This is a genomic window from Micromonospora sp. NPDC000121, from assembly GCF_042899165.1.
Taxonomy (GTDB): Bacteria; Actinomycetota; Actinomycetes; order Mycobacteriales; family Micromonosporaceae; genus Micromonospora.
Map to the genome: position 1 here is coordinate 398,668 of NZ_JBIAZP010000003.1, position 26,079 is coordinate 424,746.

Genomic DNA, 26,079 nt, shown 5'->3' on the forward strand with positions numbered 1-26,079 from the left:
GCCGTCGGGGTGGCTGCTGCGGCCGCCGTGCGGACGGCCGGGCCGGCGAACCGGTCCCGGCCGTCCGCGTTCTGGTCGCGGGAAACTACAGGTCGAGCGGCTCGATCCAGATGTTGCGGTATTGGACCGGGTTGCCGTGGTCCTGCAACCGGATGGCGCCCGTCGCCGGGCCCTCGGGCCGGCTGCCGCCGGTCGGGCCGAGGATCTCGACGTCGTCGTGCACCGTGACGCCGTTCCACACGACGGTGACGCGCGCGTTCTCGACCTTGTTGCCGGCCGCGTCGTAGCGGGCCTGCCGGTAGACGATGTCGTACGTCTGCCAGGTCTGGGGCGGCAGCGCCGCGTTCACGTCGGGGGCCTTCTGCTGGTAGATGGCCGCGGCGTCGTTGACCTTCGGCGGGTCGATGCCGAACGAGTCCAGCACCTGGATCTCGTAGCGGTCCTGCAGGTACACGCCGCTGTTGGCGCGTGCCTGGCCGGTCACGTCCGGCGGGTACAGCGGCAGGTTGAACTCGACGTGCAGGCGGAAGTCACCGAAGGCCTGCACGGTGCGCAGATCCCCGTTGCGCACGGTCATGGCGCCGTCGGCGACGGTCCAGGATGGTTCGCGCCCGTCGCTGTGTTGCCACTCGGTGAGCTCACCGCCGTTGAACAGCGTGATGCGCTCGCCGTGCGGCCGGACGGCGAGCACGTCGAGGTTCACGTGTCCGGAGTCCGCGGCCTCCTTGCGGTACTCGACCAGGTTGCGGCCCTCGTCCAGGCGCACGGTGGTGGTGACGGTGCCCCACTCCTTCCAGGTCACCGTGGAGGGGAAGACCGTCTGCTTCACCCGTTCGCCGTTGACGTACAGGCTCAGTTGCTTCTCACCCGAGTAGGGGTTCGGGCCGTTGCTGTAGCGCATCGCCAGGTCGTACGTCCCGCTCTCGCGCACGTCGACGGAGATGCTGGTCGACGAGCCGTTCTGGGTGAACCCGGCGGCGAAGCCGGCGCCGGAGTAGGCGGCGTGGTCGGTCGCCATGCCGACGCCGACCGTGCGGCCCTCCTCGGCCTCGAAGAAGGTCTGCGGCTGCACCACCCGGCCCGGGATCTCGTTGAGCGTGTACCAGGCCTCAGTGTTCCACAGCTCCTCGCCGTCGGTGGAGGAGAACGGGCGAGGGGAGCGCACGTGCACCACGCGGTTCTCCTTCAGGCCCGGGATCTGGAGCTTGACGGTGCGACCGTCGGCCGACAGCTCGGCCTTGGTCACCTTGAGCGTCTCCAGCTCGAGCTTGGGCCCGCCGTACTGGCTCGTCGCGCCGTAGCGCCACTGCGTCACCTGGTAGGCGTCGGCGAGCTTCTGCGCGGTCTCGGCCGACAGCGGCTCGGTGTACTCCAGCTCGAACCCGACACGCGACGCGCGCATCCGCTTGACCTCGAAGACCGAGGCGCCGTTGGGCGTGAGCTTCTGCAGGCCGTACGTCAGCTTGCCCTCCTGGCCCCAGTTGCCGCCGGCGCCCAGGCCACCCACGTAGAGCGCGCCGTCGGGGCCGAGGGTCACCTCGTTGATGCCGGACTCCAGGCCCTGCGTGTGCCGGAACACCGCGCCCTGGTACTGCCCCTCGATCTCTTCGAGGAACACGCGCTGCAGGCCGCCGTAGGTCACGTCGCCGACGACCAGTTGCCCCGCGTACGGACCCTGCTTCAGCAGCACCGGCGTGGACGGTGAGTTACCGATCTCGTTCTGCGGAAGCCAGACGATGGGGCGCGTGACCGGCTTGTCGTCGAACCGACCCGCGGGCGTCGTGTAGTGGTTGTAGAACGCTCCCTGCTGGATCTCGACCAGCTTGGACGCCGGCAGCCAGCCCCCCTGGTTGTCCGTGACGAAGACCTCGCCGCGTGGACCCCAACCGATCCCGTTGGGGGTGCGCAGCCCGCCGGCGACGTACGTGATCTCGCCCGTCGCGGCGTTCACCTTGATCGAGGTGCCGCGGTTCGGCGCGGGCTGGGGCACCGTGGTGGCGCCACCATAGTTGATGGCTACCGACAGGTTGAGATGGAAGTGTCCGTCCCGGTAGAGCAGGCCGAATGCGAACTCGTGGAAGTTCTGGCCCCACGGCCAGGTCGCGATCGTCCGGTGGTCATCCGCGACGCCGTCGCCGTCGGTGTCGCGCAGGGCCGTCAGCTCGTGCTTCTGGCTGACGTAGACGGTCCCGTCGACCACCGCCACCCCCTGGGGCTCGCGCAGCCCCTCCGCGAACTTGCGGTAGGACACCTGCCCGGGACCGCTCCCGGTGACGCCCTCGACCACGTAGACCTCGCCGGTCGCGTTGTCGGTGCCGCCCCAGGTGGAGATGACCAGGTCGCCGTCGGGGAGGAAGTCCATGCCGGTGACCTGTGGCTGGAAGCCCTCGGGACGCAGGTCGGTGAGGGTGTACCCGGGGTGCACCCGGTCGAGGGGCAGGCCGTCGCCGGCCGAGTCGGTTGCGCCCTCGCAGTACTTCCAGCCGGGGGCGGTGACGCGCACGACGCCTGCGTCGGTGCTCAGCGCGGAGGTCGGCACGAGTTCGAAGCCGGCGGCACCGGGACGCCGCCACTCGAGCCGCAACACCTGGCCTCCGCCGTTCTCGAAGAACTCGACGAACAACGGGTGCAGGCCGGCGCCCAGGGTGATCGATCCCTCGCGGGAGGTCTCCCCGTGCAGGCCGTCGTGGTCGACGACGAGCTGGTCGTCCACCGTCAGGCGTGACCCGTCGTCGCTGGTGAGGCGGAACGTGTATTCGCCGTCGGTGGGCACGGCGAGGTTGGCGATGACGTGACTGATGAATCGGTCGGACAGGCCGAACTCGTCCGTGGTGGTCCAGTTGATCTGCGGCATGAGCTTGTCGACGTTCGGCGTCTGTGCGGGTTTGAGGGTGCACAGCGTCGACAGTGGGACGCCCATGTCGTACGAGCGCAGGGTGACGCCGGGCTCCTGCGGTGGCACATCGGCGGTGGCGGGTGCGGCTGTGGCGGGCGTGACGGGGGCTGCGGCGAGCAGGGTCGCCACAGCGGCAGCTGCGGCCGCGAGCGCGGCTCGACGCCGCCGTCGGCTCGGTGCGGTCATGGTTCCTCCTGGTGGTGCGGCTCCCGTGCGGCGAGGGAGCCGTGCAACTTTCTCCCCTGGACCGGTCGATCCGCTCTCACAGGCAAAAGATCGATGGGTGACGTTATCACTTTCCATCGATGTAGCGAAACTTTCCGATGAGTTAAGGGAAAGTCGGCCCCAGGCGTGATCGACTGACCGTGGTTGCCGTTCAGTGGGTGGTCATGACGGGTGCCCCCGCAGGGCGGCGCGCAGGAACGCGGCGTCGCTCACGCAACGGAGCTGCCCCCGGTTTCCCGGACATCTGAGCTGAGACGACACTGGTCACCCGAGAGCGGCAACCCGCCTTCGCGGCCGATTCTGGGTTGTCCGGCTGGTGGGGGAGATGGACGGCAGGGGCCGTTGGGCACGGGTGGGGCTGGCTGTGACACGTCGAACTCGAGGAGCCACCACGACCGATCGCAAGGCCGTGGCGATCGCAGGGCCCTGGACCTCCGTCGAGGGCGGGCCGACCGCCGCCGCGCCGCTTCGCGGCTTGCCATTACTGGGCCCGGGCGCGTGAAGCCGGCGGTGCGCCAGGCCGCGCCGACCCGAGAGGCCGGGGGCGGCAAGCCGGACGCCGGACAGTCAGGCGCCTACCATGCCGCCGCGCCAACTGCGTGCCAGTAGGGGGCGCCCAAGACGGTCGGTAGCGGTCACGGCTGCCGGGCGTGCGAGCGGGCCTGCCGGGATCTGCTGGCTACGAATCGGTCGAGAATCGCCGAGCGGTGCCGGCCCCGTCCTTCAACGGGTGCCGGCACCGCTCGCGTCTGTCACCGCTTGGCGTGCTGTTTGGCCATCTGCGGCCGTTCGCCCTTGTCGACCCTCCGCAGTGCCTCGCGCAGCTGCTCCTCGGTCATCTTGGAGTTACCCTCGATGCCCGCGTTGTGGGCCTGCTGGCGGAGTTCGTGCAGCCGTTCCCGGTCACCCATGTCGGCCTCCCCGTGCTGCGGTGGCGCGGGCGGCTCCACGCGCCACTTCGCTCGTCGTCTTCCCGGGTCGGCAGTGAGCAAACGGCCTCGGTCCGGCGCCCGCCGCTGGACGGCGGGCGTGTTCCCGGACTCGCCGTCCCTGCCCTCTGCTGCGTGGCCATGGCAGTGACCCTGACAATTATGCGGAGGAGCGTCCCCGGTCAGAGGACGGCCAGATGCTGCGTAGCGGACGCATGCCCTCCTCCACGTAGTCGGCGATGGGGCGGTTGCCGCCGTCGAGGTACCACTGCTCGAGTGCGGCGAAGTAGCCGAAGACGAGGGCGTTCGTGACCACGCGAGCCTGCGTCTCGGTCATCTCGCCGGTCGCCGCGATCAGCGGTGCGATCCGCTGGCTCGTGCGGTCGAGATTGGCGCAGACGGCCACGCGGACCGATGGCTCGGCGAAGAAGTAGCGGACTCTGCGCCACGGACTCTTCTTGGCCTGCGGGCCTTCGCCTACCTCCTCGGCACCGGATGTGCCCTCCGGTGCGGATTCGTAGGCGCGGACGGCTCGGAGCAGGCTGCCGATGGGATCGCCGGAGTCCAGGAAGTCCTCCGGGCTCATCCTGTCGAACTCGTCGGCGACGATGATCCCTTCCTTCGTGCCGAAGTAGCGGTACACCGACGACGGCGACACCTCGGCAGCGGCAGCGACCTCCTCGATCGTGACCGCGGCGAACCCTCGCTCGTCGAACAGATCGAGGGCGCGCTCCTGGATGGTGCGCACGGCCCTGATCCGCCGGCGCTCGCGAAGCCCGCTCATGCGACGAGGGTAGCAGGAGCCGGTCTCAGAAGCATGTGACTGTCAGAAGACATTGACTGTCTGGCGGATTGGCATTTAGAGTCACTCTCAAGAGACAGTGACTTTCTGAAACGGGTATCGACGAGGCGACGACCTCGACCCTCGGGCTCGCCCCCTCGCGGGCTCCGACGCGTCCCGGCTGTCATCGACCCACGCACCTGGAAGGACTCTTGCCATGACGACGCTGAAGCAGAGATCGCGCAACCGGACCTCGCTGGCGATGATGTACATCGGAGCGGGGCTCACCGCGGTCGTCGCCCTCGTTCCGTTCGTCGACCGATCCACCACGACGGTCCTGGCAGACCACATCAGGGCGAGCTATCCGGACTACGAGCCCGGCGCGATCGACACCGCCGTCACCACCTATCTGGCGATCTTGGCCACCGTCGGGGTGCTGGGACTCCTCGGCTGGCTCGGCACGATCTGGGTGGCCCGCGCCGGTGTGCGCTGGACCCCCTGGCTGGCGACCGGGCTGCTCACGATCGCGATCTGCACCGCGATCGCCGGACTGACCATCAAGGACACCTCGGGTGATGTCGGACTGGCGCCGATGCTGGGCTGGCTGCAGGTCCTCCCGTGCGTTCCCGGCCTCGCTGCGGTCGTGCTGTGGAGAAGGGCGGAATGACCGCACGCCCCGTGCGGGCGCTGAGCATCGGGCGAGCTGTCGTACGCGCGCTCGCGGCACTCAAGCGCGCGATGTATCGGGGAGGACGGCCGAACGGGCTCATGCGGCTCATGAACCGGCTCGACGTCCTGGTGTACGGGGCGCGGCGGCTGTCGCCGCGCCACGTCGCCGTGTTGAAGGTGCGGGGGCGTCGCAGCGGCACCGTCACCTCGGTTCCGGTCGCTGTCACGGCCTACCGCGGTGCCGAGTACCTCGTGTCGATGCTCGGGCCGGATGCGAACTGGGTGCGGAACATCCGGGCGGCGGGCGGTGGGGCCGCGCTCCGCCGTCGAGGTCGCGAGACCCCGATCCTGCTCGAGGAGATCCCGTCCGAGCATCGCGCCGAGATCCTGCGCCGCTACCTCGCCGCCGCGCCCGGCGCACGGGCGCACCTGGGGCTGGGGCCGGCAGCCCCCTTGCCGGAGTTCCGCCGGATCGCGCCTCGCCACCCCGTGTTTCGAATCCGTGAGCGCCTCGTTCGTGCCCCCACGCGAGAGGTGGGCGAGTGAGCGACAGCGCCTCGCGGCCTCGTCGCCCGTCAGCCGGTCGGGCGCGGCCTACGCCTGCTCGGTCCACAAGCGCGGTCGACTGACGGCGTCTCCTTTCCGGCGCCGCCGTCAGTCGACGGCACGTCTGGGCCGACCGTCGTCGTCGGCAAAGTACGGCAGGACCATCTCGACCAGTGCCGCGACGTCAGCGTCGGTCATCGGCTCGCCGGTCATGCCCATCCGGTGGAGCAGGGTCCCGACGACGACGTCGATGAGGAGCAGGACCCGATTCTCCGGCTCGCCGAGGGCGTCCTGGAGCGCGAGCCGGTACGGCTCCTGCAACCGCGTGGCCAGGATCTCGCGCAGGGTCGGATCGCTGACGGCGTCACTGAACACGCCGGCGAACGCGTCGCCCACCCCGGGCTCGCCGATCTTCGCCGCGATCCAGTGGATGGCCGAGGAAACGAGCTGAGCTCGACTGCCGCTCGCCACCGGCACCGGGCCGAACGCGTCGAGGAGGCAGTCCACGACCAGCGCGCCCTTGGACGGCCAGCGACGGTAGATCGTCGTCTTCGCGACGCCGGCCGTGGCGGCGATGCGATCGACGGTGGCGCGCGCGTAGCCCAGCTCGTGGATGGTGCTCAGCGTCGCGGCGAAGACGGCGGGGTTGACGCCGGTGCGCGGGCGGCCGGGCGGCCTGGCGGATGTGGTCCCAGGGGTCATGTTTGACACGGTAACCGATTACGCTACCTTAGGTATCGATACTCCAAGTAGCGAAACCACAAAGTGTCGAGGAGAACCATGAGCGAGGTCACCGCGGAGCGGGCGCCGCTGGGCATCCGGCTGATGCAGGCCCTGGGCAAGGAGCCGGACTGGTCGGCGATGACGGCCGAGGAACTGGTGGTGCTCCGCGAGACGGTGAACCGTAAGCGGTCGTCCCCTCTGGCGCGGCTGATCACCGGGTTCCCGGACGGCGGCGCCACGATCCAGTGGCAGGAGGTCGCACTTCCCGGCCGCAGGCTCCGCGTCCGGACGTACCGGCCGTCGCCCGGGCGCGAGGGCGAAGGCGCCGCCCGGGCCGGTCTGCCACTCGTGCTCCACGTCCACGGAGGCGGATTCGTGGGCACGGCGGTGCAGAGCGACTGGGTGAACAGCCACCTCGCCGCGCGGCTACCCGCGCTCGTCGTGTCGGTCGAGCATCGCCTCCTCGATCCGCAGACTCCGCTGCAGGCGGCCGTCGACGACGGCTGGGACGTGCTTCTGCACGTCGTACAGCGCGCCACGCAGTGGGGCATCGACCCGGCCCGGATCGCCGTCTTCGGCGAGAGCACCGGCTCGATGGTCACCGCCCTGGCCGCGATCCAGGCCAAGAAGTCCGGCCCGTTCCTGCGGGCACAGGTGCTGGTCAACCCGGCCGTCGACCTCACCGCGGCGGGGTTCGAGCACGCCTCGATGCACGAACACGCCGACAGCCCGACCCTCACCATGCCGCAGATGCGGCTGTTCCAGCGGCTCGCCGTGCCGCCGGGAACGGATCCTCGCGCGGTGTCGCCGCTGCATGCCGACGACCTCAATGGGCTGGCCCCCGCGCTCGTCGTGGTGCCGACCCTGGACCCGGTGGCCGATCACGGCCGCCTTTACGCCGAACGACTGCGGGCGGCCGGGACCCCCGCACGGCTCACCGAGTACCCCGGAGCCACGCACGCGTTCCTCAGCATGCCGGGCGTGGTGCCTCAGGCCAAGGCCGCACGAGCGGAGATCACCGAGTTCCTCCGCGGGGCCCTCACCGGGTGATCGCCTCCGGCCGGCCGGTCTCTGTTCCACGTCATCGCCGCCATGGACCACCTGGCCCGGGCGATCGACACAACCGGCTGGCCGACCCCGGGACACGGCCATCGGCGCGACCGCCGGCCTGGTCGTGAGGAGAGATCGATGAAGACGGGAGAACGATGAACGCCTCGGACCTTGCCCCGGTGGGGGAGCGGCCCGCCCCACCACCACCGAGGGACGCCGAGTGCTGGGAACCTACCTCGCGCTCGGCGGGGACATCGGGACGGCGGAGGTCCTGACGATCCTGGTGCTGGCGGCCCGCTGCGCGGATCCGCTGCTGTCGCTGTCGGACATCGGCGGCAAGCTCCGCGGTGCGCGGTCCGAGCTGGCCAGACTCGACACGGTGCTGCGCACCGAACCGCTGCCGGAACCGGCCGAGCCGATCCGGCCGGTGCGCCATGACCTGGCGTTCGAGTCCGTCACCTTCAGGCACGGCGACCGCACGGTGATCGACATCGTGTCGCTGTCCGTGCCCGAGGGACAGCGGCTCGCCGTCGTCGGACCGTCGGGGGCGGGCAAGAGCACGTTGCTGCAGTTGCTCGCGCGCTTCTACGACGTGCACGAGGGCGCGGTACGCGTCGGAGGCGTGGACGTCCGCCACGTCGACACCGACGTGCTGGCCGCGCAGATCGCCATCGTCTTCCAGGACGTCTACCTCTTCGACGGCACCATCGAGGAGAACGTGCGCCTCGGCCGTCCCGACGCCGACGAGGCAGAGGTACGCGCCGCAGCGGCCGCAGCCCGGTTGGACGAGGTGATCGAGAGGCTGCCCGGTGGCTGGGCGGCCAACGTCGGCGAGGGCGGCACCCTGCTGTCGGGTGGCGAGCGCCAGCGCGTCTCGATCGCCCGAGCCCTGCTGAAGAACGCCCCCATCGTCCTGCTGGACGAGGTGACCTCTGCCCTCGACCCGGTCAACGAGGCGGCCGTCCACCAGGGCATCGAGCGCCTGATGGCGGGCCGAACGGTGGTCATGGTCGCCCATCGCATGCGGACCGTCCAACGCGCCGATCGCGTCGCCTTCCTCGACGACGGCCGGGTTGTCGAGGAAGGCAGCCACGACGAGCTGCTGCGCCGTGGCGGCCGCTACGCCGACTTCTGGAACATCTCCATGGCGCCCGTGGCGGGCCGATGACGCCGGGGGACCTCGAACGCCTCGGTCTTCAGGGGCCGGACACTAACGCACCCTGGCTGGTGGTGATCTCCGCGCTTCAGGTCGCGGCGAACCCCTCCGGTCGGCCTGTTCGTGGCGTGTTGGCTCGGCTCGGGTGAGGACGACGAGGCAGCCGGTGATCAGTGCGATGCCCGCCCAGCCGGGGGCGGGCAGGCGCTCACCGACGACGAGCACGGCCAGCACGGCCGCGATCGCGGGTTCGACGAGCGAGAGGGTGGTCGCGGTGCTGGCGGGGACATGGTTCAGGCCCCAGCCGAACAGGGCGTAGCCGGCGAACATCGGCACCAGCGCCATGTAGACGCCGACCGCCGCGTTGGACCAGGAGCTGATGAGCGGCGTCCCGGTGGCGAGCAGCACCGGTAGCAGCAGCACCCCGCCGAGCCCGAAGATCGTCCCCATCGCCGCGCGACTGGCCACACCCCGATGGATCAGGCGGTGTGCCGTCCAGGTGTAGAGGGCGTAGGTCAGCCCGGCGACGAGGCCCAAACCCACCCCGAGCACCGCATCGCCTCCGGAGGCGTTGGTGGGGCCGGAGTGCGCGTTCAGGGCTTGTGCCAGGCACAGCAGTACCGTGCCCGTCAGGCCGAGAACAGCGCCGAGCATCCACCGGTACGTCAGCCGACGCCTGTCGATGACGCGTTCGATCACCGCGGCGGCCAGCGGTGCCGAGCCGATCGACACCACGGTTCCCACGGTGACTCCGGCCAGCCGCATCGAGGTGTAGAACGCCAGGGGATAGACCGCGACCGCCACCGCGCCGAGCAGCACGATGCCGCTCTGCCCGCGCAGGTGTGTGGTGTGGCGGGTGATGTGGGGGGCGGCCACCAGGGCTTGCAGCAGTCCGCCCAGTCCCATCGCGGCGGCGCCGATGGCCAGGGGCCCTACGGCTGGGGCGAAGGTGGCGGCGGTCCCTGTGGTGCCCCACAGGACCGACGCCGCGAGCACGCTCAGTGATCCCGCGAGCGTCGAACGGGTCGCGTGTCCGCCGGAGTGCGTCACCGCCCGTCCAACAGATCCGCCGCCATGGCGCGCGCGTGCTGAAGACGCGTCTCCTCGCCCTCCAGCCCGGCGCGCGCCATGGCGCCTTCCAGCAGGAACGACAGATGCTCCGCCAGCGCGTGCGCCTGCTCGGGCCGCCCGGGCAGAAGCTGTTCAAGATGCCCGGACAGCAGCTCCTCGACGTGTTCCTTGTGTCGGCGCACGATCTCGCGGCCCTGGTCGCCGGCGGGCAGTTCGGCGGCGGCGTTCAGCAGGCCGCATCCGCGGAAGCCGTGCTCGTAGGCGAGGGCGGCATGATCGGCATAGGCGTCGAACACCGCCAGCACGCCACCGCGGGCGTCGGGGGCCTGCTGCAGCCGCCGCCGGTACAGCTCCAGCCACTCGCCGTGCCGGGCATCGAGGTAGGCCTGCACCAGGTCGGCCTTGGAGGAGAAGTTGTTGTACAGGCTCATCTTCGCCACGCCCGCTTCGGCCGTGATGGTGTCGATCCCGGTCGCGGACACCCCGTGGATGTAGAACAGGCGCGCCGCAGCAGCCAGCAGCCGCTCACGAGCCCTCTTGCGTGTCATCGGTGCAGAAGCGGCACCACTCATGACGCCCCCGTTGCTAGGTAGGTCGGTCTACCTATCATAGTGGCTGACGTCACGACTCGAACAGCGGAGAACGATCATGGTCGACTGGACCGGAGACGCGGTGGAGCTGCACGACCCGATGACGCCCGGGCTCGTGCTCCGGTGATCCCGTACCTCTCCGCCGACGACGTCTTCGCACTGCTCCCGCCCGCGGACGCGGTCGCGGCCATAGAGGCCGCGCTGCGCGCCGGTCTCGACCCGTCCACCGGCGTTCCCCGCACCACGGTGCCACTCAGACACGGGTCCATGCTGCTCATGCCGGCCGAGTCCGCCGCACACGCGGGCGTCAAGCTCGTCACGGTGGCACCGGCCAACCCCGCGCGCGGACTGCCCCGGATCAACGCCCTGTACGCCGTCTTCGACGCCACCACCCTGCGACCCGCGGCGATCATCGACGGTACGGCGCTGACCACGCTGCGCACCCCGGCCGTGTCGTTCGCGGCGGTCCGGCAGTTCCTGCCGCCGGCGCCACACCTGGTCGTCTTCGGTGCCGGCCCCCAGAGCGCCGGGCACGTCGCCACGCTCGCGGCGCTGGTGACCCCGGCCTCCGTCACGGTCGTCACCCGCACCGGCGCGCTCCCGAAGCCCGGCCTGGCAGCGCCGGCCCCAGCACGCGCGCCGGGCAACGCCGTCGCCGCAGATCCGCTCGCGGACGCAGGCGCCCGCCCGCTCCGGGCCGGCACACCCGAGGTCGACGCCGCCGTGCAGGCCGCGGACGTGGTGGTCTGCGCCACCACCGCCCGCGAGCCGCTCTTCGACTCCGCGCTCCTCGGCGACCGCGCGGTCGTCGTCGCGGTCGGCTCCCACGAGCCGGACGCCCGCGAGGTCGACTCCGCGTTCTGCGCCCGAGCCACCGTGATCGTCGAGGACCGGGCCACCGCGCTCCGCGAGTCCGGCGACGTCGTCCGCGCCGTCGCCGACGGCGCCCTCGCCCCTGAACGCCTCCTCACCATCGGCGACGTGCTCCACGACGCGCCCACACCAGGCGGCCCGATCCTCTTCAAGGGCTCCGGCATGTCCTGGCAGGACCTCGTCATCGCCGAGGCGCTGCTGGCCCGCGTCGCCGGCGGGACCTAGCCCGCGTCCAGGGGTGATCGACGCCTGGTGGCGGACGCGGTTCACACCAGGCCGGCGACGGCGCCTATCGCGGTGATGGCGACCGCCACCCGCTCGGCAGGAGGACCGTCGACCGGCCACGAGCCGTCCGGGCGCTGGGTGGCGGTGAGCCGCCGGACCACGGCGGCAAACACGGGATGGTCCGAGGGCAGCAACGCCGTCCGCAGTGCGCATCCGGCGTGGGCGACGTCGGCCGGCGGCGCGTCGAGCAGCCGCCGCGCCAGGATGTCCAGCCCCTGGTCCGCCTCCTCGCGCAGCCCCACCGCCCACAGCAGGGCGGCGGCGAGCCAGGTGGTGGTGAGGCACGACGGCCAGGCGCCTGAGGCTGCGACGGCGTCGCGTACCGCCCGGGCGGCCCGCCCGGCCGCCTCGGGCCGGTCCAGGACGGCCAGGCACCAGCCGACGTTGGCGGTCAGGTAGAGCGGGTCCTGCGACGGCAGGTGCCCGGTGTCCACGGCGGAGCGCACCGTGCCGTCCGGCGCGACCAGCGCGGCGAGCCAGTCGACGCAACGGTCCACCGGTGAGCTGTACCGCAGGTCCAACTCGATGATCCGGGCGAGCCGGTCGCACGTCGCCGCCACGGAGGGGGCGCCGGCTGACCAGGGGGCCGGGAAGCCGCCCTCGGGACACTGGTCGGCGAACAACGCGTCCGCCACGTGCAGCGGCGCCGGCCACACCCCGGTCAGCACCGTCGCCAGTCGGTGCCCGTCGGACTCGTCACCGTGCGCGATCACCCACTCGATCGCCGCAGCATTGTCGATCATGAGCCGAACGTAACAAGCGCCGGGACGAAGGGTCGAGCAGAGGCACGCGCGCCGCCGAGGGCTACGACGATTCTCACCGACCGCGGGGCTGACGCTCCGCAGACAGCCGACTTCCCGCTGACCTGCGCCGTCACGGGCGAGTATGAGGTCATGGGGCTACGAGCGGGCGGCGGGCAGGACCTGTTGCAGCGTCGGGAGGCCGTGCGGCAGGCCAACTTCCTCGAGATCTTCGTCGACCTGATCCTGGTGTTCGCCCTCTCCGGCGTGGTCAGCCGGGTCGTCCAGGACATCACCGCCGCCGAGCCGGTCGTCCGGTGGCGCTCGCTGGCCTACCTGCTCGTGCTCGCGATGCCGCTGATCTGGCTGTGGACCACCACCGCGCACATCACGAGCTGGTTCGACCCCCGCCGCCGCAAGATCCAGTGGATCGTGCTGGCCAGCGCCTTCGGCCTGCTGGTGATGTCGTCGGCGCTGCCGGGGGCCTTCACCGAACGGGGGTGGGCATTCGTCGTCCCGTACGTGCTGCTGCACTGCGCCCGGCCACTCATCCTGATTCCCGCGCTACGCGGACACGCCCTGCGCGACCTCTACCTCCGGTCGGTGCTGTGGTGCTCGGCCACCGCGGTGATCTGGATCGCCGGCGCGCTGGTCAGTGGCAACGCACGCGCTGGGTTGTGGGCGGTGGCGGTCACCGTCGACGTCGTCGCGGCGCAGATGCGCTGGCCGATGCCCGGCATGAGCCGCCCCGCCCTCAGCCCGTGGGCCATGGACAGCGGCCACCACCTGCCCGAGCGCTACCAGCAGCTACTGATGATCGCGCTGGGGGAGACCGTGCTGGTCGTCGGCGTCACCTTCACCGGCCAGACGGTGACCGTGGCGACCTCGGCGGCGCTGACGGTGGCGTACCTGTCGACGGTGCTGCTGTGGCGGATCTACTTCTACCGCTCCGGTCAGGTCCTCGCCGAGGCGGTCGCCACTGCGGGGAACCGGCTGGTCGCCGGCCGGCACACCGGCATCGCCCACGTGGTGATGGTGGTCGGCATCGTCACCACCGCGGTCGGCTTCGAGGTCGTGCTGAAACACCCCGGCGCCCGGCCCGAGCCGGCCTGGCTCGCCGTGATCCTCGGCGGCCCGGCGCTGTTCCTCTACGGCCGCGTCCGCCTGGAACGGATCGTGTTCAACCGGCTGTCGATGCGCCGCGTCGTCGCCATCGCCGTCCTGGCGGTCGCGGCGGCGCCTCTCGCGTACGCCGCATCGCTCGCCGCCTCGGTCACGGCGGCGGCCGTGCTGCTCGGGGTGGCCCTGGCCGACGCCCGCCACGCAGCCGGCCGTCCGCCCGAACATCCGTCCCCGGCCCACTGAGGCCGCGCCACCCGCGGCGGTCGACCGGGGGTGACGTCCGCGCAGCCGCGGCCGCCGATTCCACGCGATCCGGGGACCGCCCCACCGCGCCCCCTCCACGTGGGAGCGTGCCCGGCTGCCCACGGCACCGACGTGAGCCGCGTCGACCCGGACGGTTCGCGCCGGCCTCCACGAATGTGAACCGGACAGGCACCCCCCGTATCGGGTCAACTCGGCGGCTCTGCTGTAATCATCAGGCTTCGTACGCAGAGCGAGCGTTCGGCTCCGATGTGTTCGTCAATTGTCACATTCATGCAACGTAGCCGCCCCTTGACCCTCGCACGGGCGCCGGGAAGCATCGATGAAGCGGCGTCCCGGGCCGTGGGGAGATACCCGGACCAGCCAAGGAGGACCATGTCGGTCAGCCCCGCCTCGTCGCGCGCCGGATGGCATACGTCCCAGCCCGCTGTTCCCGGTCGGCCCCCCGGCGGCCAGCGCCGCCCCGCCAACACGGCCGCCCCGATGCTCACGGTGACGCTGAACATCCCGCTGGCCTGCGAGGAGTCGCTGACCCCACCCGCCCGTCGGCTGCTCGAGGCCGCCCGGGAGATGCTCGAACGCGGCGAGGGCACCATCACGGCCACCACCGCCGAGCGCCGCCCCGACGTGCCGGTCGGCCGGTCGCCGTCCCGCCCGGTCGCCGTCCCCACGATCCCCGCCCTGCACATCCTGGCCTCGTCCCGCTCCGTGCTGCGCGACGGCGAGCCGTTGCCGCTGACCCGGCTGGAGTTCGACCTGCTGCTGCACCTGGTCGCCCACCCCCGCCGGGTGTTCACCCGGTTGCAGTTGCTCAACGCGGTGTGGGGCTACGAGCACGCCGGCGTGCGCACCGTCGACGTGCACGTCCGTCGGCTGCGCGGCAAGGTCGGCGTCGACGTCCCGCTGGTCACCACCGTCTACGGCGTCGGCTACCGGCTCGCCGACGACGCCCGCGTCACCATCGACCGCAGCGGCTGACCGCGCGCCCGGAGCGACCCGTTCGCGGGGGAGCGCGACGGCCGGCGACCGGGCGGTGACCGCCCGGCCCCGCCCCGCGGCCCGTCGGGCCGCCGGGCCACGAGGCACGATGGTCGGATGCGGATCCGTCCCATCTCCCCGGACCGGCTGGTCACCGAGCTGACCGAGCGGCTCGCCGGCATCGCGAGCGCCGGGCGGCTGCGCGTGGCCGTCGACGGTGCGCCCGCCGCCGGCCCGGACGCGCTGGCCGCCGCGCTGGTCGACCCGCTGCGCGCGCTCGGCCGGCCCGTGCTGCACGTGCGCGCCGACGACTTCCTCCGCCCCGCCTCCGTCCGCCTGGAGCACGGCCGGACCAACCCCGACGCGTACTACGAGGGGTGGGTCGATGAGGCGGGGCTGCGCCGGGAGGTGCTCGACCCGGCCGGGCCGCACGGCTCGGGGCGGGTGCTGCCCTCGCTCTGGGACGCCCGCGCCGACCGGGCCAGCCGCGCCGCGTACGTCGACCTGCCGCCGGGCGGAGTGCTGCTGCTCAGCGGGGCGCTGCTGCTCGGCGGCGGCCTGCCCTTCGACGTCACGGTCCACCTGGCGCTCTCCCCGGCGGCCCTGGCCCGGCGCACCGACCCGGCGCTGCGGTGGACGCTGCCCGCCTTCGCCCGGTACGCCGACGAGGTCGCCCCCGCCTCGTTCGCCGACGTCGTGGTGCGCGCCGACGACCCCCGACACCCGGCCCTGGTGGAGTCCGCCCTGTCCTCCTGAGCGCCGAGAAGTCCGGAAAAGTCGCCGGTTTGATCGTCGGCACGCCCGGGTATTCGGCCGGCTCACAGAGCACGGGTGATCCACCCGCGCGCAGACCACCACGGCCCGGGCGCACGCACCGGCGCCCCGGCGGACCTTGAGGCCCAGAAAGGCAGGCAGCGATGCTCGTCCACGACAAGGTCGGTACGGGCCGATCCCAGGCGGAGATCGACCAGATCCGGCGCTCCCTGCAGGCCCGCTACGACGAGCTGTCCGCGGAGTACGAGCAGGCGGTGGTGCAGAGCCAGGTGCTGCGGCTGGTGGAGGTCGGCGACACCGCCGGCGACGACCAGGCCGACAGCGGCACCAAGACGGCGGAGCGGGACACCGCGCAGTCCCTGCTGCGGACCATCCTCGACCGCCGCGCCCAGTACGAGCACGCCCTCACCCGGTTGGAGGAGGGCACGTACGGCTTCTGCGAGGGCTGCTCCGCGCCCATCCCGGTCGAGCGGCTGGAGATCTTCCCCTCCGCCACCACCTGCGTGCAGTGCAAGCAGAACCGGGAGCGCCGGGCGGCCTGACACGAGCGGTTGCCGGTCGGTCCGGGACGCGGTGGACTCCACCCATGGGTGAGATCAAGGTGGGCACCGCCTCCTGGACCGACCGCACGCTGCTGGACTCCGGCTGGTACCCGCAGACCGCCGACACGCCGGAGAAGCGGCTGGCGTACTACGCCCGGCAGTTCCCGCTGGTCGAGGTGGACGCCACCTACTACTCGCCGCCCGCCGAGCGGACGGCGCGGCTGTGGGCCGAGCGCACCCCGGCCGGCTTCACCTTCAACGTCAAGGCGTTCAGCATGCTCACCGGGCACCCGACCCGGCTCAGCGCGCTCTACAAGGATCTCCGGCCGGACACGGCGAAGAAGAACCTCTACCCCGACGACCTGCCGCCGCAGGCGTACGAGGAGGTCTGGACGCGGTTCCTCACCGCACTCGACCCGCTCGTCGAGGCGGGCAAGCTCGGCGCGCTGCTGTTCCAGTTCCCGCCCTGGTTCACCATCCGGCGGGACAACAAGCAGTACCTCTTGGAGGTGGCGAAGCGCTGCGCCCCGCTGCGCCCGGTCTACGAGTTCCGGCACGCCTCCTGGTTCGACGGCGACAACGCCGACGAGACGCTCGCCTTCCTGCGCCAGCACCGGCTGGCGTACGTCTGTGTGGACATGCCGCAGGGGCACCGCTCGTCGGTGCCGCCGGTGCTGGCCGCCACCGCGGACCTCGCGGTGGTCCGCTTCCACGGGCACAGCGACAAGTGGACCAGCAAGGACATCCACGAGAAGTTCGGCTACCGCTACTCCGACCGGGAGCTGCGCGACTGGGCGCCGAAGCTGCGCGAGCTGGCCGACTCCACCGAGCGGACCCACGTTCTCATGAACAACTGCTACCGCGACTACGCGCAGACCAACGCCACCACCCTCACCGGGCTGCTCGACGCCGGCTGAGCCGCGGCCGGCGTCTCATCCCGTCGGGGTGAGGCCCGCTCACCCCGCCGCCGCGCAGCATGGACGGTGCGTGCGGTCGACGCGACCGCGGAACCGACACCACGGAGGTGGCTGGAGATGACGGTTCGGGTGGTACCGGATCGACGACGCGGCGCCGTGCTGCACGTCGTCGGGTCGTCCGGCGACGCCCGGTGGGTGCCGCGCGCCAACCGGGTCAGGCCGACCCGGCAGCCGCGCGGCCCGGTGGGGCCGCCGCGACGTGACGACGACCGACGGTGGGAGACCGACGTACGGGGGTGGAGAGATGGCTGAGCAGTTCCAGTCGGCAATCGAGTCCTCGATGCAGAAGACCAACGAGATGTTGAGGGACATCGAGCAGGCCTACGGCTGGCCGAAGGAGCACCGCAACCAGTCGTACTGCGCGATGCGCACGGTGCTGCACCTGCTGCGCGACCGGATGCCGGTGCAGGAGAGCGTGGAGTTCGCCGCGCAGTTGCCGGTGGTGGTGCGGGGGATCTACTTCGACGGCTGGAAGCCGATGGACGTGCCGGTCAAGCTGAACCGGGACGACTTTTTGCTGGAGGTCCGGCAGCGCTTCCCGTACGACGTCGAGGGCGGTCCGGAGCGCGTGGTGCAGGTGGTGCTGGACACCCTGCGCCGGCACGTGACCCAGGGTGAGTGGCAGGACGTCAAGGACACCATGCCCAAGGACATGGCCCAGATGATTCCCTGACCGGCGCGTCGACGAGGGCTCGCTCCACCCGGCGTGGGGCGGGCGCTCGCGTGCTCAGGCCCCGGCCGAGCCCGGCCGGTCGTCCCGGCCGACGGCCTCCGCCGCGGTCGGGACGCGACTGACCCGCCGGCCGGCCCGAGCGGCCAGCGCGGCGAAGGCGACGGCGTCCACGACGGCGGCGCCGCCGGGGTCGTTGTTGAAGTAGACGTACGTCGGCTCGTCGTCGCCGAACCCGTCGGCCAGCCGCCGCACCCAGGAGGCCAGCGAGGTGCGGCCGTACCGGGGCCAGGGCCGGGCCCGCCCCTCGTGCAGGCGCAGGTAGCCGAAGTCGGTGGTGCGCCAGCGGGGCGCGACGGGCCGGCCGAGCCGGTCGGCCCAGACCAGCGCCGCCCGCCGCCGCTCCAGCACCGCCCGGGTGGCGTCGGTCCACCACGACGGGTGGCGCGGCTCCACCGCGACCCGCACGTCGGCGGGGAAGAGCCGCAGCGTGGCGTCCAGCGCCGCAGGCTCGGCGCGCAGGTTCGGTGGGAGTTGCAGCAGCACCGGGCCGAGCCGGTCGCCGAGCGCGGTGGCCCGATCCAGGAACCGGGCCACCGGCTCGGCCGGGTCACGCAGCCGCTTGACGTGGGTGAGGTAGCGGCTCACCTTCACCGCCACGCAGAAGTCGTCCGGCGTACGGGCCCGCCAGGCGGCGAAGGTGTCCCGCTCCGGCAGCCGGTAGAAGGCGTTGTTCACCTCGACCGTGGCGAACCGGGCGGCGAAGTGCTCCAGCCAGCGGCGCTGCGGCAGCCCGGCCGGGTAGAGGCGGCCCCGCCAGTCGCGGTACTGCCACCCCGAGGTGCCGAGCAGGATCATCGCGGCGGCCCTACCAGAGGTCGAAGTGGAAGACCTCGAAGGCGGCGCCGTAGCGGACGCCGAGTCGGGCGCCGGCGGGCCGGCCCAGCCCCTCGAGGAACTCCTCGGCGTCGAAGCTGCCGTCGCCCAGGCCGCTCAGGTACGCGTCGTGCGCCCGCAGCGAGGCGACTCCCCGGTCGAACGTGTCGGTGACGTCCACCCCGTGCGCGGCGAGCGGCGAGGAGGCCGCCCACACCTGGCGCACCCCGCCCCACGGCTCGACGCCGTCGGCGAGCTGCTCCGGGAAGACCCAGCGGTTGCCGGCGTCGCGGACCGCGTCCAGCACCGCCCGCCCCGTGGCGATGTGGTCGGCCTGGTTCAGCGCGTACGCCCCGTCCCACGTGTCGCGGAAGTTGTTGGTGATGACGATCTCGGGGCGGTGCCGGCGCACCACCGCCGCCAGCTCGCGGCGCAGCGGCACGCCGTACTCCAGGATGCCGTCGGGCAGGCCGAGGAACTCCACCGTGTCCACCCCCACCAGCGCGGCGGACGCCCGCTGCTCCTGCTCGCGCACCTGGCGGGCCCGCGCGGGCGGCATCCCGTCGATGCCCGCCTCGCCGCTGGTGACCAGGCAGTAGACGACCTGCTTGCCCTGCGCCGTCCAGCGGGCGACCGCGGCGGCGGCGCCGAACTCCAGGTCGTCGGGGTGCGCCACGATCGCCAGCGCGCGCTGCCACTGCTCGGTCACCGGCTCCAGCGGCCCCGGTCCCTCGGTCATCGCCACCTCCTCGTCGACCCGATCATCCTGCCACCGCCGGTGCCGGCCCGCCGCCCGGCGCCGCCGCCCACGCGGGTCGTGAACGTCTGTCTCGACCGCGCCCGCGGTACCGGTCGACCCGGCACGGCGAACCGCCGGTGTGAGCCGGAAAGGACGTCTACGGTGTGGTTAGAGAAGATCGTGTGGGGTACCACCCGCTGCACGACGGACCCCGGCGCACGGCGGGGCGGCACATCCGAGGGAGCACCGATGGCACTCAACGACGACGACATCCAGACCACCGGCGGCGGGGGCCTCGAGGGCCCGGCCGACGGCGGCGCGACCCCCGGCCAGCAGGACGGCGGCGCCGACGGCGGCGCGGACCGCGGTGCCGACAAGGGTGCGGACCGAGGTGCCGACAAGGGCGCGGACCGCGGTGCCGACAAGGGTGCGGACCGGGGCGCGGAGGGCCCGGCCGACGGCGGGGCCACCCCCGGCCAGCAGGACGGCGGCGCCGACGGCGGGGCGGAGGGTCCGGCCGACGGCGGCGCGACCCCCGGCCAGCGGGACGGCGGCGCCGACGGCAGCGCCGCCTGACGGACCGCCGTGACCCACGTCGACCCGCCGGGCGGCCACGGCCGCCCGGCGGTTGCGTCCGCACCCTCGGCCGCGCTGACCCGCTGCGTGTCGGTCGAGCCGGCGAAGTTCGCCGCCGCCCACTGGGGACGCACGCCGCTGCTGTCCCGCGCCGACGAGCTGCCCAACCCCGCCGGGTTCACCGACCTGCTCAGCCCCGCCGACGCCGACGAGCTGCTCAGCCGGCGCGGTCTGCGTACCCCGTTCCTGCGCATCGCCAAGGACGGCCAGCTCGTCCCGGCGGCGCGCTTCACCGGCGGCGGCGGCGCCGGGGCCGAGATCGGCGACCAGGTCCTCGACGAGCGGGTCCTGGAGCTGTACGCCGACGGCGCCACCCTGGTGCTGCAGGGCCTGCACCGCACCTGGCCGGCCCTGATCGACTTCGCCCGCGACCTCGGCGCCGCGGTCGGGCAGCCGTTGCAGGTCAACGCCTACCTGACCCCCGCCGGCAATCAGGGGTTCGCCACCCATTACGACACCCACGACGTCTTCGTCCTCCAGGTCGACGGCCGCAAGCACTGGCGGATCCATCCGCCGGTGCTGCCCGACCCGCTGGAGAAACAGACCTGGGGCGGGCGGGCCGACGAGGTCGCCGCCACCGCCGACGGCCCGCCCGCCCTCGACGTGGTGCTCGGCCCCGGCGACGCGCTCTACCTGCCCCGCGGCTGGCTGCACAGCGCGCAGGCGCAGGAGTCCAGCTCGGTGCACCTGACCGTCGGTGTCCGGGCGCTGACCCGGTACGCGCTGGTCGAGGAGTTGCTCGCCCTGGCGGCCGAGGACCAGCGGCTGCGCGCCACGCTGCCGTTCGGCACCGACGTGGCCGACCCGGACGCGATCGAGCCGGAGCTGACCGAGACCGTCGAGGCGCTGCGGGACTGGCTGCTGCGGGCCGACCCGGCGGCGGTGGCCGCCCGGCTTCGCCAGCGCGCCTGGCCGGCCGCCCGGCCGGCGCCGATCCGGCCCCTGGCCCAGGCCGCCGCGCTGGCGGCGCTGGACGCCGACACCCGGCTCGCCCCGCGCCCGGGCCTGCGCTGGCAGTTCGCCCCCCAGGGGGACCGGGTGGCGCTGCGCCTGTTCGACCGCACCATCACCCTGCCCGCGTCGTGCGCGCCGGCGGTGCGCGCCCTGCTCACCGGCGAGGCCATCCGGGTCGGCGACCTGCCGGGCCTCGACGACGACGCCGACCGGGTCACCCTGGCCCGCCGCCTGCTCCGGGAGGCCGTCGCCGTCCCCGCCTGACGCCGCGCCCCACCCCGCGCCCGACACGCGGGAACCCCACCCCGCCGGGCGACACCCACGCCGGTCGCGGGGTCAGCGGGCGAGGGTCAGCAGCAGGGCCGTGGTGAGCAGGCCGGCGCCGAGGACCACCGTGACCGGGCGGGGGCCGAGCACGGCGTGCCGGCGGTCGGCGAGGGCCTTCGCCGGCACCAGGCCGACCAGCGGGCCCAACAGGGTGACCACCAGGGCCAGGACGGGCAACCCGACCGCGAGCTCGCCGCCGTACCGGTCGCCCGCCGCCCGGGCCGCGCCGCCCAGGGCGTACGCGAGCACGGCGCCAGCCGCGCCGCAGAACGCCAGCAGCGGGTTCACCGAACCCGGCAGGTCACCGGGCTGGCGGGTGCGGTTCAGCAGGTCGCGCACGCCGTCCAGCAGCGTCACCGGGTCGGCCGTGGCGCCCGGCACCGGCGCCGGCGGCCCGCCCGCCCGGCGACCGCCCCCACCGAGCCGGCCCCGCAGCTGCTGCCACAGGTGGGCGACCTCGGCGTCCACCCGCTCCTGCAGCTCCCGCGCCGCCACCAGCTCCCGCTCGGCGCGCGCGACCTCGGTCTCGGCCTCGGCGACCGCCCGTTCCGCGGCCGCGCACTGCTGCGCGTACCAGGTGTGCGCCTCGGTCCGCTGGTCGCGCACCCGCGCGGTCAGCTCGGCCAGCCGCCGCAGCTGCGCCGCGTACGTCTCGCTCGTCACCGGTTCGTTCATCGGGCCGGTCCGTAGGGGATGATCACCTGACCGGTGCGGTGCACCGCCCGGTCGAAGAACAACCCGCGCCAGGGGCGGGGATACCAGTCCGGGCCGCCGGTGCCCGGATAGAGCGACGAACCCAGTTCGCCGCCGTGCGCGTCCAGCGCCACCCAGGCACCGATCTGGTCCGTCCGCGCCGCCGGCCCGCCCAGGTCGGCGCGCATCCGGGCGACGCCCCGCCACCAGGCCAGCACGTGCGTACGCCGTTCCGGCCCGTCGTGCAGGATCCGGCGCAGCTCCTCGAGCCCGGTACGCCGGCCGACCCGTGTCGCCAGCGCCCCGGCCGCCGCGTCGACCGCGAACAGCAGCAGGTAGTGCGGGGTGCCCGGCGCGCCGAGGCCCTCGGCGGTCTCGGCCACCAGCTCGCCGACGGTCTCCTCGTCGTACCAGGCGGCGTCGTCGGCGAGGTCCTCGTAGAGGGAGCGGGCGGCCGGGTCGGCGTCCGGGTCGAGGCAGGCGATGGAGAACCGGGCCGTGCCGGGACGGTGTTGCCGGGCCAGCGAGCGGGCCGCCGCGTCGAGCACCGCGCACGCCTCGTCCACCCGCGTGCCGAGCACCGCCAGGTTGCGCCCGGGGGCTCGGGGCAGCCGCAGCGCCGCCGAGCGGGCCTGCACGTCGATGATCTCGCCGAGCAGCGCGACCGGCGTCCGCGGGTGGCCCGCCTCCGGGGCGGTGAGCGCCCGGAAGTCCGGCGCGTCGGCGAGCCGGGGGATCGCGTCGCCGTCGAAGAGCCGGGCCGGGGCGGCGTCCTGCGGGCGCATCCGCCACAGCCGGTGCTGCAGCTCGCTCCACGTCTCCCAGTCACTGGCCGACGGGATGCGGGCCACCTGGTTGCCCTCGGCCATGCCCGACTCGGCGTTGACCACCGCGTGGTGGCGGGGCAGCGACTGGGCGGCGTCGTTGCGTTCGGCGAGGATCCGCAGCGCCTTGGGCAGCGCGATGCGCAGCGTGAACTGGGCGACCAGGGCCGGCCGCCCCCAGAGCGCCTCGATGCCGCGCACGTCCTGCGAGGCGAGCACCAGGTGGATGCCCTGGGACCGGCCGCGCCGGGCCAGGTCCTCCAGCAGGTCGGCGGCCTCGCGGGCGACCACGTCACGCCCGGCCAGCAGCATCTGGAACTCGTCGACCACCGCGACGATCCGCGGCCAGTGCCCCGTCGGGTCGACCGCGCGCAGCTCGGCGAGCTTGGTGACCTCGTGTTTCTTCGCGGCGTCGGCCCGCCGGCGCAGCTCCTCGGCGAGGAAGCGCAGCAGCGCCAGGCCGAACTCCCGGTCGGTGTTGACGTTGATCCCGACGAGCCGCATGTGCGGCAGCCAGCTCGGGTCGCGCCGGCCCTGGGCGAACCGGGCGAAGGAGACCCCCTCCTTGAAGTCCAGCAGGTAGAACTCCAACTCGGTGGGGGAGTAGCGGGCGGCCAGTGCGCCGATCCAGGCGAAGATCAGGTTCGTCTTGCCGGTGCCGGACGGACCGCCGATCAGCGCGTGCGGCGGGTAGTCGCCCAGGGTGAGCAGTACCGGCCGCCCGTGCGGCCCCTCGCCGATCGGGGCGGTCAACCCGGTCGCCGAATCCTCCCGCCACATCTGCTCCGGGGGCGGGAGCAGGTCGGTGAACGGGGTCGGGGCGGGACCGGCGTTCACCCGCGCCGCCACGTCCCGGCAGGTCTCGGTGACCAGGGTCGCCGGCGGCGGCGGGTCCAATCGGACGGGCAACCCGCCGATCCGCGCGCCGTCGGGGTCGAGCGTCACCCGGGTCACCGTGGGGTCGTCGGGCAGCGACACGCCCCGGACCACCAGGTGCACCCCGCAGGCCGCCCCGGTGCGGACCACCCGGTCGAGCTGGCCGCGTTCGTGCCGGGACAGCTCGTCCCCGCCGAGCAGCACCGCCACCCGCCACGGCTCCGGCCGGCGGCCGGTCGCGGCGGCCAGCTCGCGCAGCGAGGCGTGCTCCCCGGCCAGCACCGTCTCGTTGATCCGGCGGATCTGCTCCACCAGGTCGTCGAGGAGGCGGCCCAGCCCGCCCGGGCCGACGAAGGTGAGCAGGCCGGCGGTGCCGAGCGGGGCGAAGCCGGCCAGGCCGCCGCCCAGGTGTTCCGGGTCGTAGCCGATCAGTCGGACGGCGCCCGGGTCGGCCCGGCCGACGGCGCGCAGCAGCAGGGCCGACACCACCGCCTCGCCGCCGTCCCGGTCGTCCCCGGCCAGCTCGACGTGGCCGGCGTCCAGCAGCGGCACCAGCGCCGGCACCGGTTCCGCGCCCGGGATGCGCACCGTGCCGATCCGCAGCGCGCCGGGCGGCTCCGACCGCCGCGCCGGGGTGGGGCGCCATCGCGCCCAGTCGGCGGACCCGGCGCCGGGGGCCTCCCGCCGCGCGGCGTCCGCCGCACGGCGAGCCAGCTCGGCGATTCGCGCCGCGTGCCGGTCGTCGATGTCGGCCAGCCGGCGGTCCCGTTGCGCGCCCACCCGCTCCGGCACGACCGCCGCGGCCCGCCGCACCTTCGCCAGCCGCTCCCGGGCCGTGGTCAGCTCGGCCTGCGCCGTCGAGAGCCGGGTCCGGGTCGCGCCGAGGGCCTCGCCGAGCATGCCCCGGACCCGGGTGACCAGCTGCGTCCGCCGGTCAGCCATCGACGCCCCGCGGCCGCGCCTCCCCGGCCCCGCCGGACCTCGGCCGGCCCGGCGGGCTCGACCAGGCGCGACCGCCGCCGGGCCGGCCGGCGCTCGCCGCGCCCCGGCCGGCCGCCGGCCCGCCGGATGTCCCCGCTCCGCCCGGTGCCGCCGGATCGCCCGGGGCGGCCCGCCCCCCGACCTCCGGCCCGGTCTGCCCGCTTCCCGTCGGCCCGGTCTGCCTGCCGCCCTCCGGCCCGGTCTGCCCGCCGCCCGCCGATCCGTTCCGCCGGGCGGCGGCCCGGTCCCGCACCGCCGCGGTCCGCTCGTGCGCCGAGGCCGCCCGTTCGGATGCCGCGGCGGCCCGCTCCCGCGCTGCGGCCGCCCGGTCCCGCGCGCCGGCGGCGCGCCGCTCCCACTCGGCGTCGGCGGCCCGGTCGCGCGCGGCGTCGGCCCGGCGGTCCCGCTCGGCGTCGGCCTGCCGCTCCCGGGCGGCCTCGGCCTGCCGGTCCCGCTCGCCCTCGGCCGGCAGGTCCCGGCCGAGCCGGGCCAGCAGCACGCCGGTCAGCACCCCGGCGGTGACCGCCGGGTCGGCCGCGTGCGGCTGCTCCGCCTCGCCCCGCCGTGGCGGCGGCATCCGGCAGACCCGGGTCAGGAGGGTGTCCAGCACCGGCGCCGGCAGCCCGGGCAGCAGGTCCCGGACCCGGCCGTCCAACTCGCGGCGCAGTCGTCCCAGGTCGTCGGCGCGCGGCGGGTGCCCGAGCAGTTCCCCGGCCAGGTCGCGCAGCAGCGGCGGCGCCACCGCGGCCAGGCCGAGGCCGACGTCGGCGCGCGCGCGGCGCAGCTCGCGGTGCAGCCGGTCCCGGTCGCCGGCCCGGACCCCGCCCACCACCCGGCGCAGCAGCTCCCGGGAATCGCCGACCCGCTCGTCGGGTTCGTCCGGCGGCCCCTCCCTGCCGCCGGTCAGCTCGGCCACCCGCACCGACCACCAGCGGCGCAGCTTCACCTCGCCGGCCGGCTCGGGCGCCGGGGCGACCGGGGCCGCCTCGCGCGGCGCGTCGTTCGCCGGCCGGCGCTGCTGCCGCTCCGGCCCGGGCGCCGGCGCGCCGTCGGGGCCGAGCCCGATCGCCGTCAGGTACGCCGACAGTTGCTCCTGCGCGACGCGCAGCGCGTAGCCGGCGGTCTCGGCGTGCTCGGTGGCGGCGGAGAGTTCGGGTACGCCCATCGGGTCGGCCGACTCCTGGCGCACCCAGCGCAGCCGTTCCGCAGCCAGGCCGAACTTCTCGAGGGCCTGGGCGAGCTGGGCGAGCGGCAGGTCCTCGGCGGCGGCGCGGACCTGCGCGCCGACGTCCTCGACGATGGACACGGCCCGGCC

At 73.7% G+C, this 26,079-nt stretch carries 24 protein-coding genes and 1 pseudogene; 13 read left to right on the forward strand and 12 right to left on the reverse strand.

Translation table 11 applies throughout. From position 1 onward, the window contains the following. Nucleotides 1-85: 85 nt before the first annotated feature. The 3 genes from ACFY23_RS12335 to ACFY23_RS12345 form a co-directional block, all read right to left on the reverse strand. Nucleotides 86-3,082 (reverse strand): family 16 glycoside hydrolase, encoded by a 2,997-nt coding sequence (locus tag ACFY23_RS12335; RefSeq protein WP_350679951.1) that lies wholly within the window; start codon nt 3,080-3,082, stop codon nt 86-88. 791 nt (nt 3,083-3,873) lie between these two features. Continuing rightward, nucleotides 3,874-4,032, reverse strand: a complete 159-nt coding sequence (locus ACFY23_RS12340; RefSeq protein WP_350679949.1) for a hypothetical protein — start codon at nt 4,030-4,032, stop codon at nt 3,874-3,876. A 178-nt stretch (nt 4,033-4,210) separates the two neighbouring features. Next, nucleotides 4,211-4,834: a helix-turn-helix domain-containing protein gene (locus tag ACFY23_RS12345; protein WP_350679947.1), complete on the reverse strand. Its 624-nt coding sequence runs from the start codon at nt 4,832-4,834 to the stop codon at nt 4,211-4,213. A gap of 214 nt (nt 4,835-5,048) precedes the next feature. Here ACFY23_RS12345 and ACFY23_RS12350 point away from each other — a divergent pair, with 214 nt between their 5' ends. Continuing rightward, entirely contained in the window at nt 5,049-5,498 is a 450-nt protein-coding gene (locus tag ACFY23_RS12350) for a hypothetical protein (protein ID WP_350679945.1), read from the forward strand. After that, nucleotides 5,495-6,046, forward strand: a complete 552-nt coding sequence (locus tag ACFY23_RS12355) for a nitroreductase/quinone reductase family protein (RefSeq protein ID WP_350679943.1) — start codon at nt 5,495-5,497, stop codon at nt 6,044-6,046. The genes ACFY23_RS12350 and ACFY23_RS12355 overlap by 4 nt, the downstream gene beginning before the upstream one ends. Nucleotides 6,047-6,154: 108 nt before the next feature. Here ACFY23_RS12355 and ACFY23_RS12360 read toward each other — a convergent pair whose 3' ends face one another. After that, the gene (locus tag ACFY23_RS12360; protein WP_350819155.1) at nt 6,155-6,748 is read right to left on the reverse strand and encodes a TetR/AcrR family transcriptional regulator; all 594 of its coding nucleotides are present in this window, start codon (nt 6,746-6,748) and stop codon (nt 6,155-6,157) included. A gap of 78 nt (nt 6,749-6,826) precedes the next feature. On the opposite strand from ACFY23_RS12360, the gene ACFY23_RS12365 reads away from it, so the two are divergent. Beyond that, the gene (locus ACFY23_RS12365) at nt 6,827-7,819 is read left to right on the forward strand and encodes an alpha/beta hydrolase (RefSeq protein WP_350679939.1); all 993 of its coding nucleotides are present in this window, start codon (nt 6,827-6,829) and stop codon (nt 7,817-7,819) included. Nucleotides 7,820-8,039: 220 nt separating this feature from the next. Then, nucleotides 8,040-8,987 (forward strand): ABC transporter ATP-binding protein, encoded by a 948-nt coding sequence (locus ACFY23_RS12370; RefSeq protein ID WP_350679937.1) that lies wholly within the window; start codon nt 8,040-8,042, stop codon nt 8,985-8,987. A 42-nt stretch (nt 8,988-9,029) separates the two neighbouring features. Here the strand turns inward: ACFY23_RS12370 and ACFY23_RS12375 are convergent, their stop codons facing one another. Together ACFY23_RS12375 and ACFY23_RS12380 are read right to left on the reverse strand one after the other, a co-directional pair. Continuing rightward, nucleotides 9,030-10,025, reverse strand: coding sequence for a DMT family transporter (locus ACFY23_RS12375; RefSeq protein WP_350819157.1), 996 nt, complete (start codon nt 10,023-10,025; stop codon nt 9,030-9,032). Further along, nucleotides 10,022-10,594, reverse strand: coding sequence for a TetR/AcrR family transcriptional regulator (locus ACFY23_RS12380; protein ID WP_350679933.1), 573 nt, complete (start codon nt 10,592-10,594; stop codon nt 10,022-10,024). Before ACFY23_RS12380 ends, ACFY23_RS12375 begins: the two co-directional genes overlap by 4 nt. 165 nt (nt 10,595-10,759) lie before the next feature. Here ACFY23_RS12380 and ACFY23_RS12385 point away from each other — a divergent pair, with 165 nt between their 5' ends. Next, on the forward strand, nt 10,760-11,734 hold the full coding sequence (locus ACFY23_RS12385) for an ornithine cyclodeaminase family protein (RefSeq protein WP_350679931.1): 975 nt from the start codon (nt 10,760-10,762) through the stop codon (nt 11,732-11,734). Between the two features lie 41 nt (nt 11,735-11,775). On the opposite strand, the gene ACFY23_RS12390 is transcribed toward ACFY23_RS12385, so the two are convergent. Further along, entirely contained in the window at nt 11,776-12,537 is a 762-nt protein-coding gene (locus ACFY23_RS12390; RefSeq protein WP_350679929.1) for a hypothetical protein, read from the reverse strand. Nucleotides 12,538-12,687: 150 nt separating this feature from the next. On the opposite strand from ACFY23_RS12390, the gene ACFY23_RS12395 reads away from it, so the two are divergent. The 6 genes from ACFY23_RS12395 (at nt 12,688) to ACFY23_RS12420 (ending at nt 17,861) form a co-directional block, all read left to right on the forward strand. Continuing rightward, the gene (locus ACFY23_RS12395) at nt 12,688-13,899 is read left to right on the forward strand and encodes a low temperature requirement protein A (RefSeq protein WP_350679927.1); all 1,212 of its coding nucleotides are present in this window, start codon (nt 12,688-12,690) and stop codon (nt 13,897-13,899) included. A gap of 393 nt (nt 13,900-14,292) precedes the next feature. Further along, entirely contained in the window at nt 14,293-14,895 is a 603-nt protein-coding gene (locus tag ACFY23_RS12400) for a winged helix-turn-helix domain-containing protein (RefSeq protein ID WP_350679925.1), read from the forward strand. A gap of 117 nt (nt 14,896-15,012) precedes the next feature. Next, nucleotides 15,013-15,651, forward strand: a complete 639-nt coding sequence (locus tag ACFY23_RS12405) for a uridine kinase (RefSeq protein ID WP_350679923.1) — start codon at nt 15,013-15,015, stop codon at nt 15,649-15,651. A 161-nt stretch (nt 15,652-15,812) separates the two neighbouring features. Continuing rightward, complete coding sequence (locus ACFY23_RS12410) at nt 15,813-16,211, forward strand: TraR/DksA C4-type zinc finger protein (RefSeq protein WP_350679921.1); 399 nt, start codon at nt 15,813-15,815, stop codon at nt 16,209-16,211. A 44-nt stretch (nt 16,212-16,255) separates the two neighbouring features. Next, nucleotides 16,256-17,128 carry a DUF72 domain-containing protein gene (locus tag ACFY23_RS12415; protein ID WP_350679919.1) on the forward strand — a complete coding sequence of 291 codons (873 nt, stop codon included), beginning with the start codon at nt 16,256-16,258 and terminating at the stop codon, nt 17,126-17,128. Nucleotides 17,129-17,432: 304 nt separating this feature from the next. Then, nucleotides 17,433-17,861, forward strand: a complete 429-nt coding sequence (locus ACFY23_RS12420) for a DUF2267 domain-containing protein (protein WP_350679917.1) — start codon at nt 17,433-17,435, stop codon at nt 17,859-17,861. A gap of 54 nt (nt 17,862-17,915) precedes the next feature. Here the strand turns inward: ACFY23_RS12420 and ACFY23_RS12425 are convergent, their stop codons facing one another. Together ACFY23_RS12425 and ACFY23_RS12430 are read right to left on the reverse strand one after the other, a co-directional pair. Further along, nucleotides 17,916-18,716, reverse strand: a complete 801-nt coding sequence (locus ACFY23_RS12425) for a DUF72 domain-containing protein (RefSeq protein ID WP_350679915.1) — start codon at nt 18,714-18,716, stop codon at nt 17,916-17,918. Between the two features lie 10 nt (nt 18,717-18,726). Beyond that, nucleotides 18,727-19,473, reverse strand: a complete 747-nt coding sequence (locus ACFY23_RS12430; protein WP_350679913.1) for a PIG-L deacetylase family protein — start codon at nt 19,471-19,473, stop codon at nt 18,727-18,729. Nucleotides 19,474-19,722: 249 nt separating this feature from the next. On the opposite strand from ACFY23_RS12430, the gene ACFY23_RS12435 reads away from it, so the two are divergent. Then, complete coding sequence (locus ACFY23_RS12435) at nt 19,723-20,049, forward strand: hypothetical protein (RefSeq protein ID WP_350819158.1); 327 nt, start codon at nt 19,723-19,725, stop codon at nt 20,047-20,049. 9 nt (nt 20,050-20,058) lie between these two features. Then, a complete protein-coding gene (locus ACFY23_RS12440; protein WP_350819160.1) occupies nt 20,059-21,327 on the forward strand; it encodes a JmjC domain-containing protein in 1,269 nt (422 codons plus the stop codon). Between the two features lie 72 nt (nt 21,328-21,399). On the opposite strand, the gene ACFY23_RS12445 is transcribed toward ACFY23_RS12440, so the two are convergent. The 3 genes and pseudogenes from ACFY23_RS12445 to ACFY23_RS12455 form a co-directional block, all read right to left on the reverse strand. Continuing rightward, the gene (locus ACFY23_RS12445; RefSeq protein WP_350687291.1) at nt 21,400-22,065 is read right to left on the reverse strand and encodes a hypothetical protein; all 666 of its coding nucleotides are present in this window, start codon (nt 22,063-22,065) and stop codon (nt 21,400-21,402) included. Then, the gene (locus tag ACFY23_RS12450; protein ID WP_350819162.1) at nt 22,062-24,725 is read right to left on the reverse strand and encodes an FtsK/SpoIIIE domain-containing protein; all 2,664 of its coding nucleotides are present in this window, start codon (nt 24,723-24,725) and stop codon (nt 22,062-22,064) included. The genes ACFY23_RS12445 and ACFY23_RS12450 overlap by 4 nt, the downstream gene beginning before the upstream one ends. 322 nt (nt 24,726-25,047) lie before the next feature. Beyond that, nucleotides 25,048-26,070: pseudogene (locus ACFY23_RS12455) on the reverse strand (hypothetical protein); the annotation flags it as partial. Between the last annotated feature and the right edge of the window lie 9 nt (nt 26,071-26,079).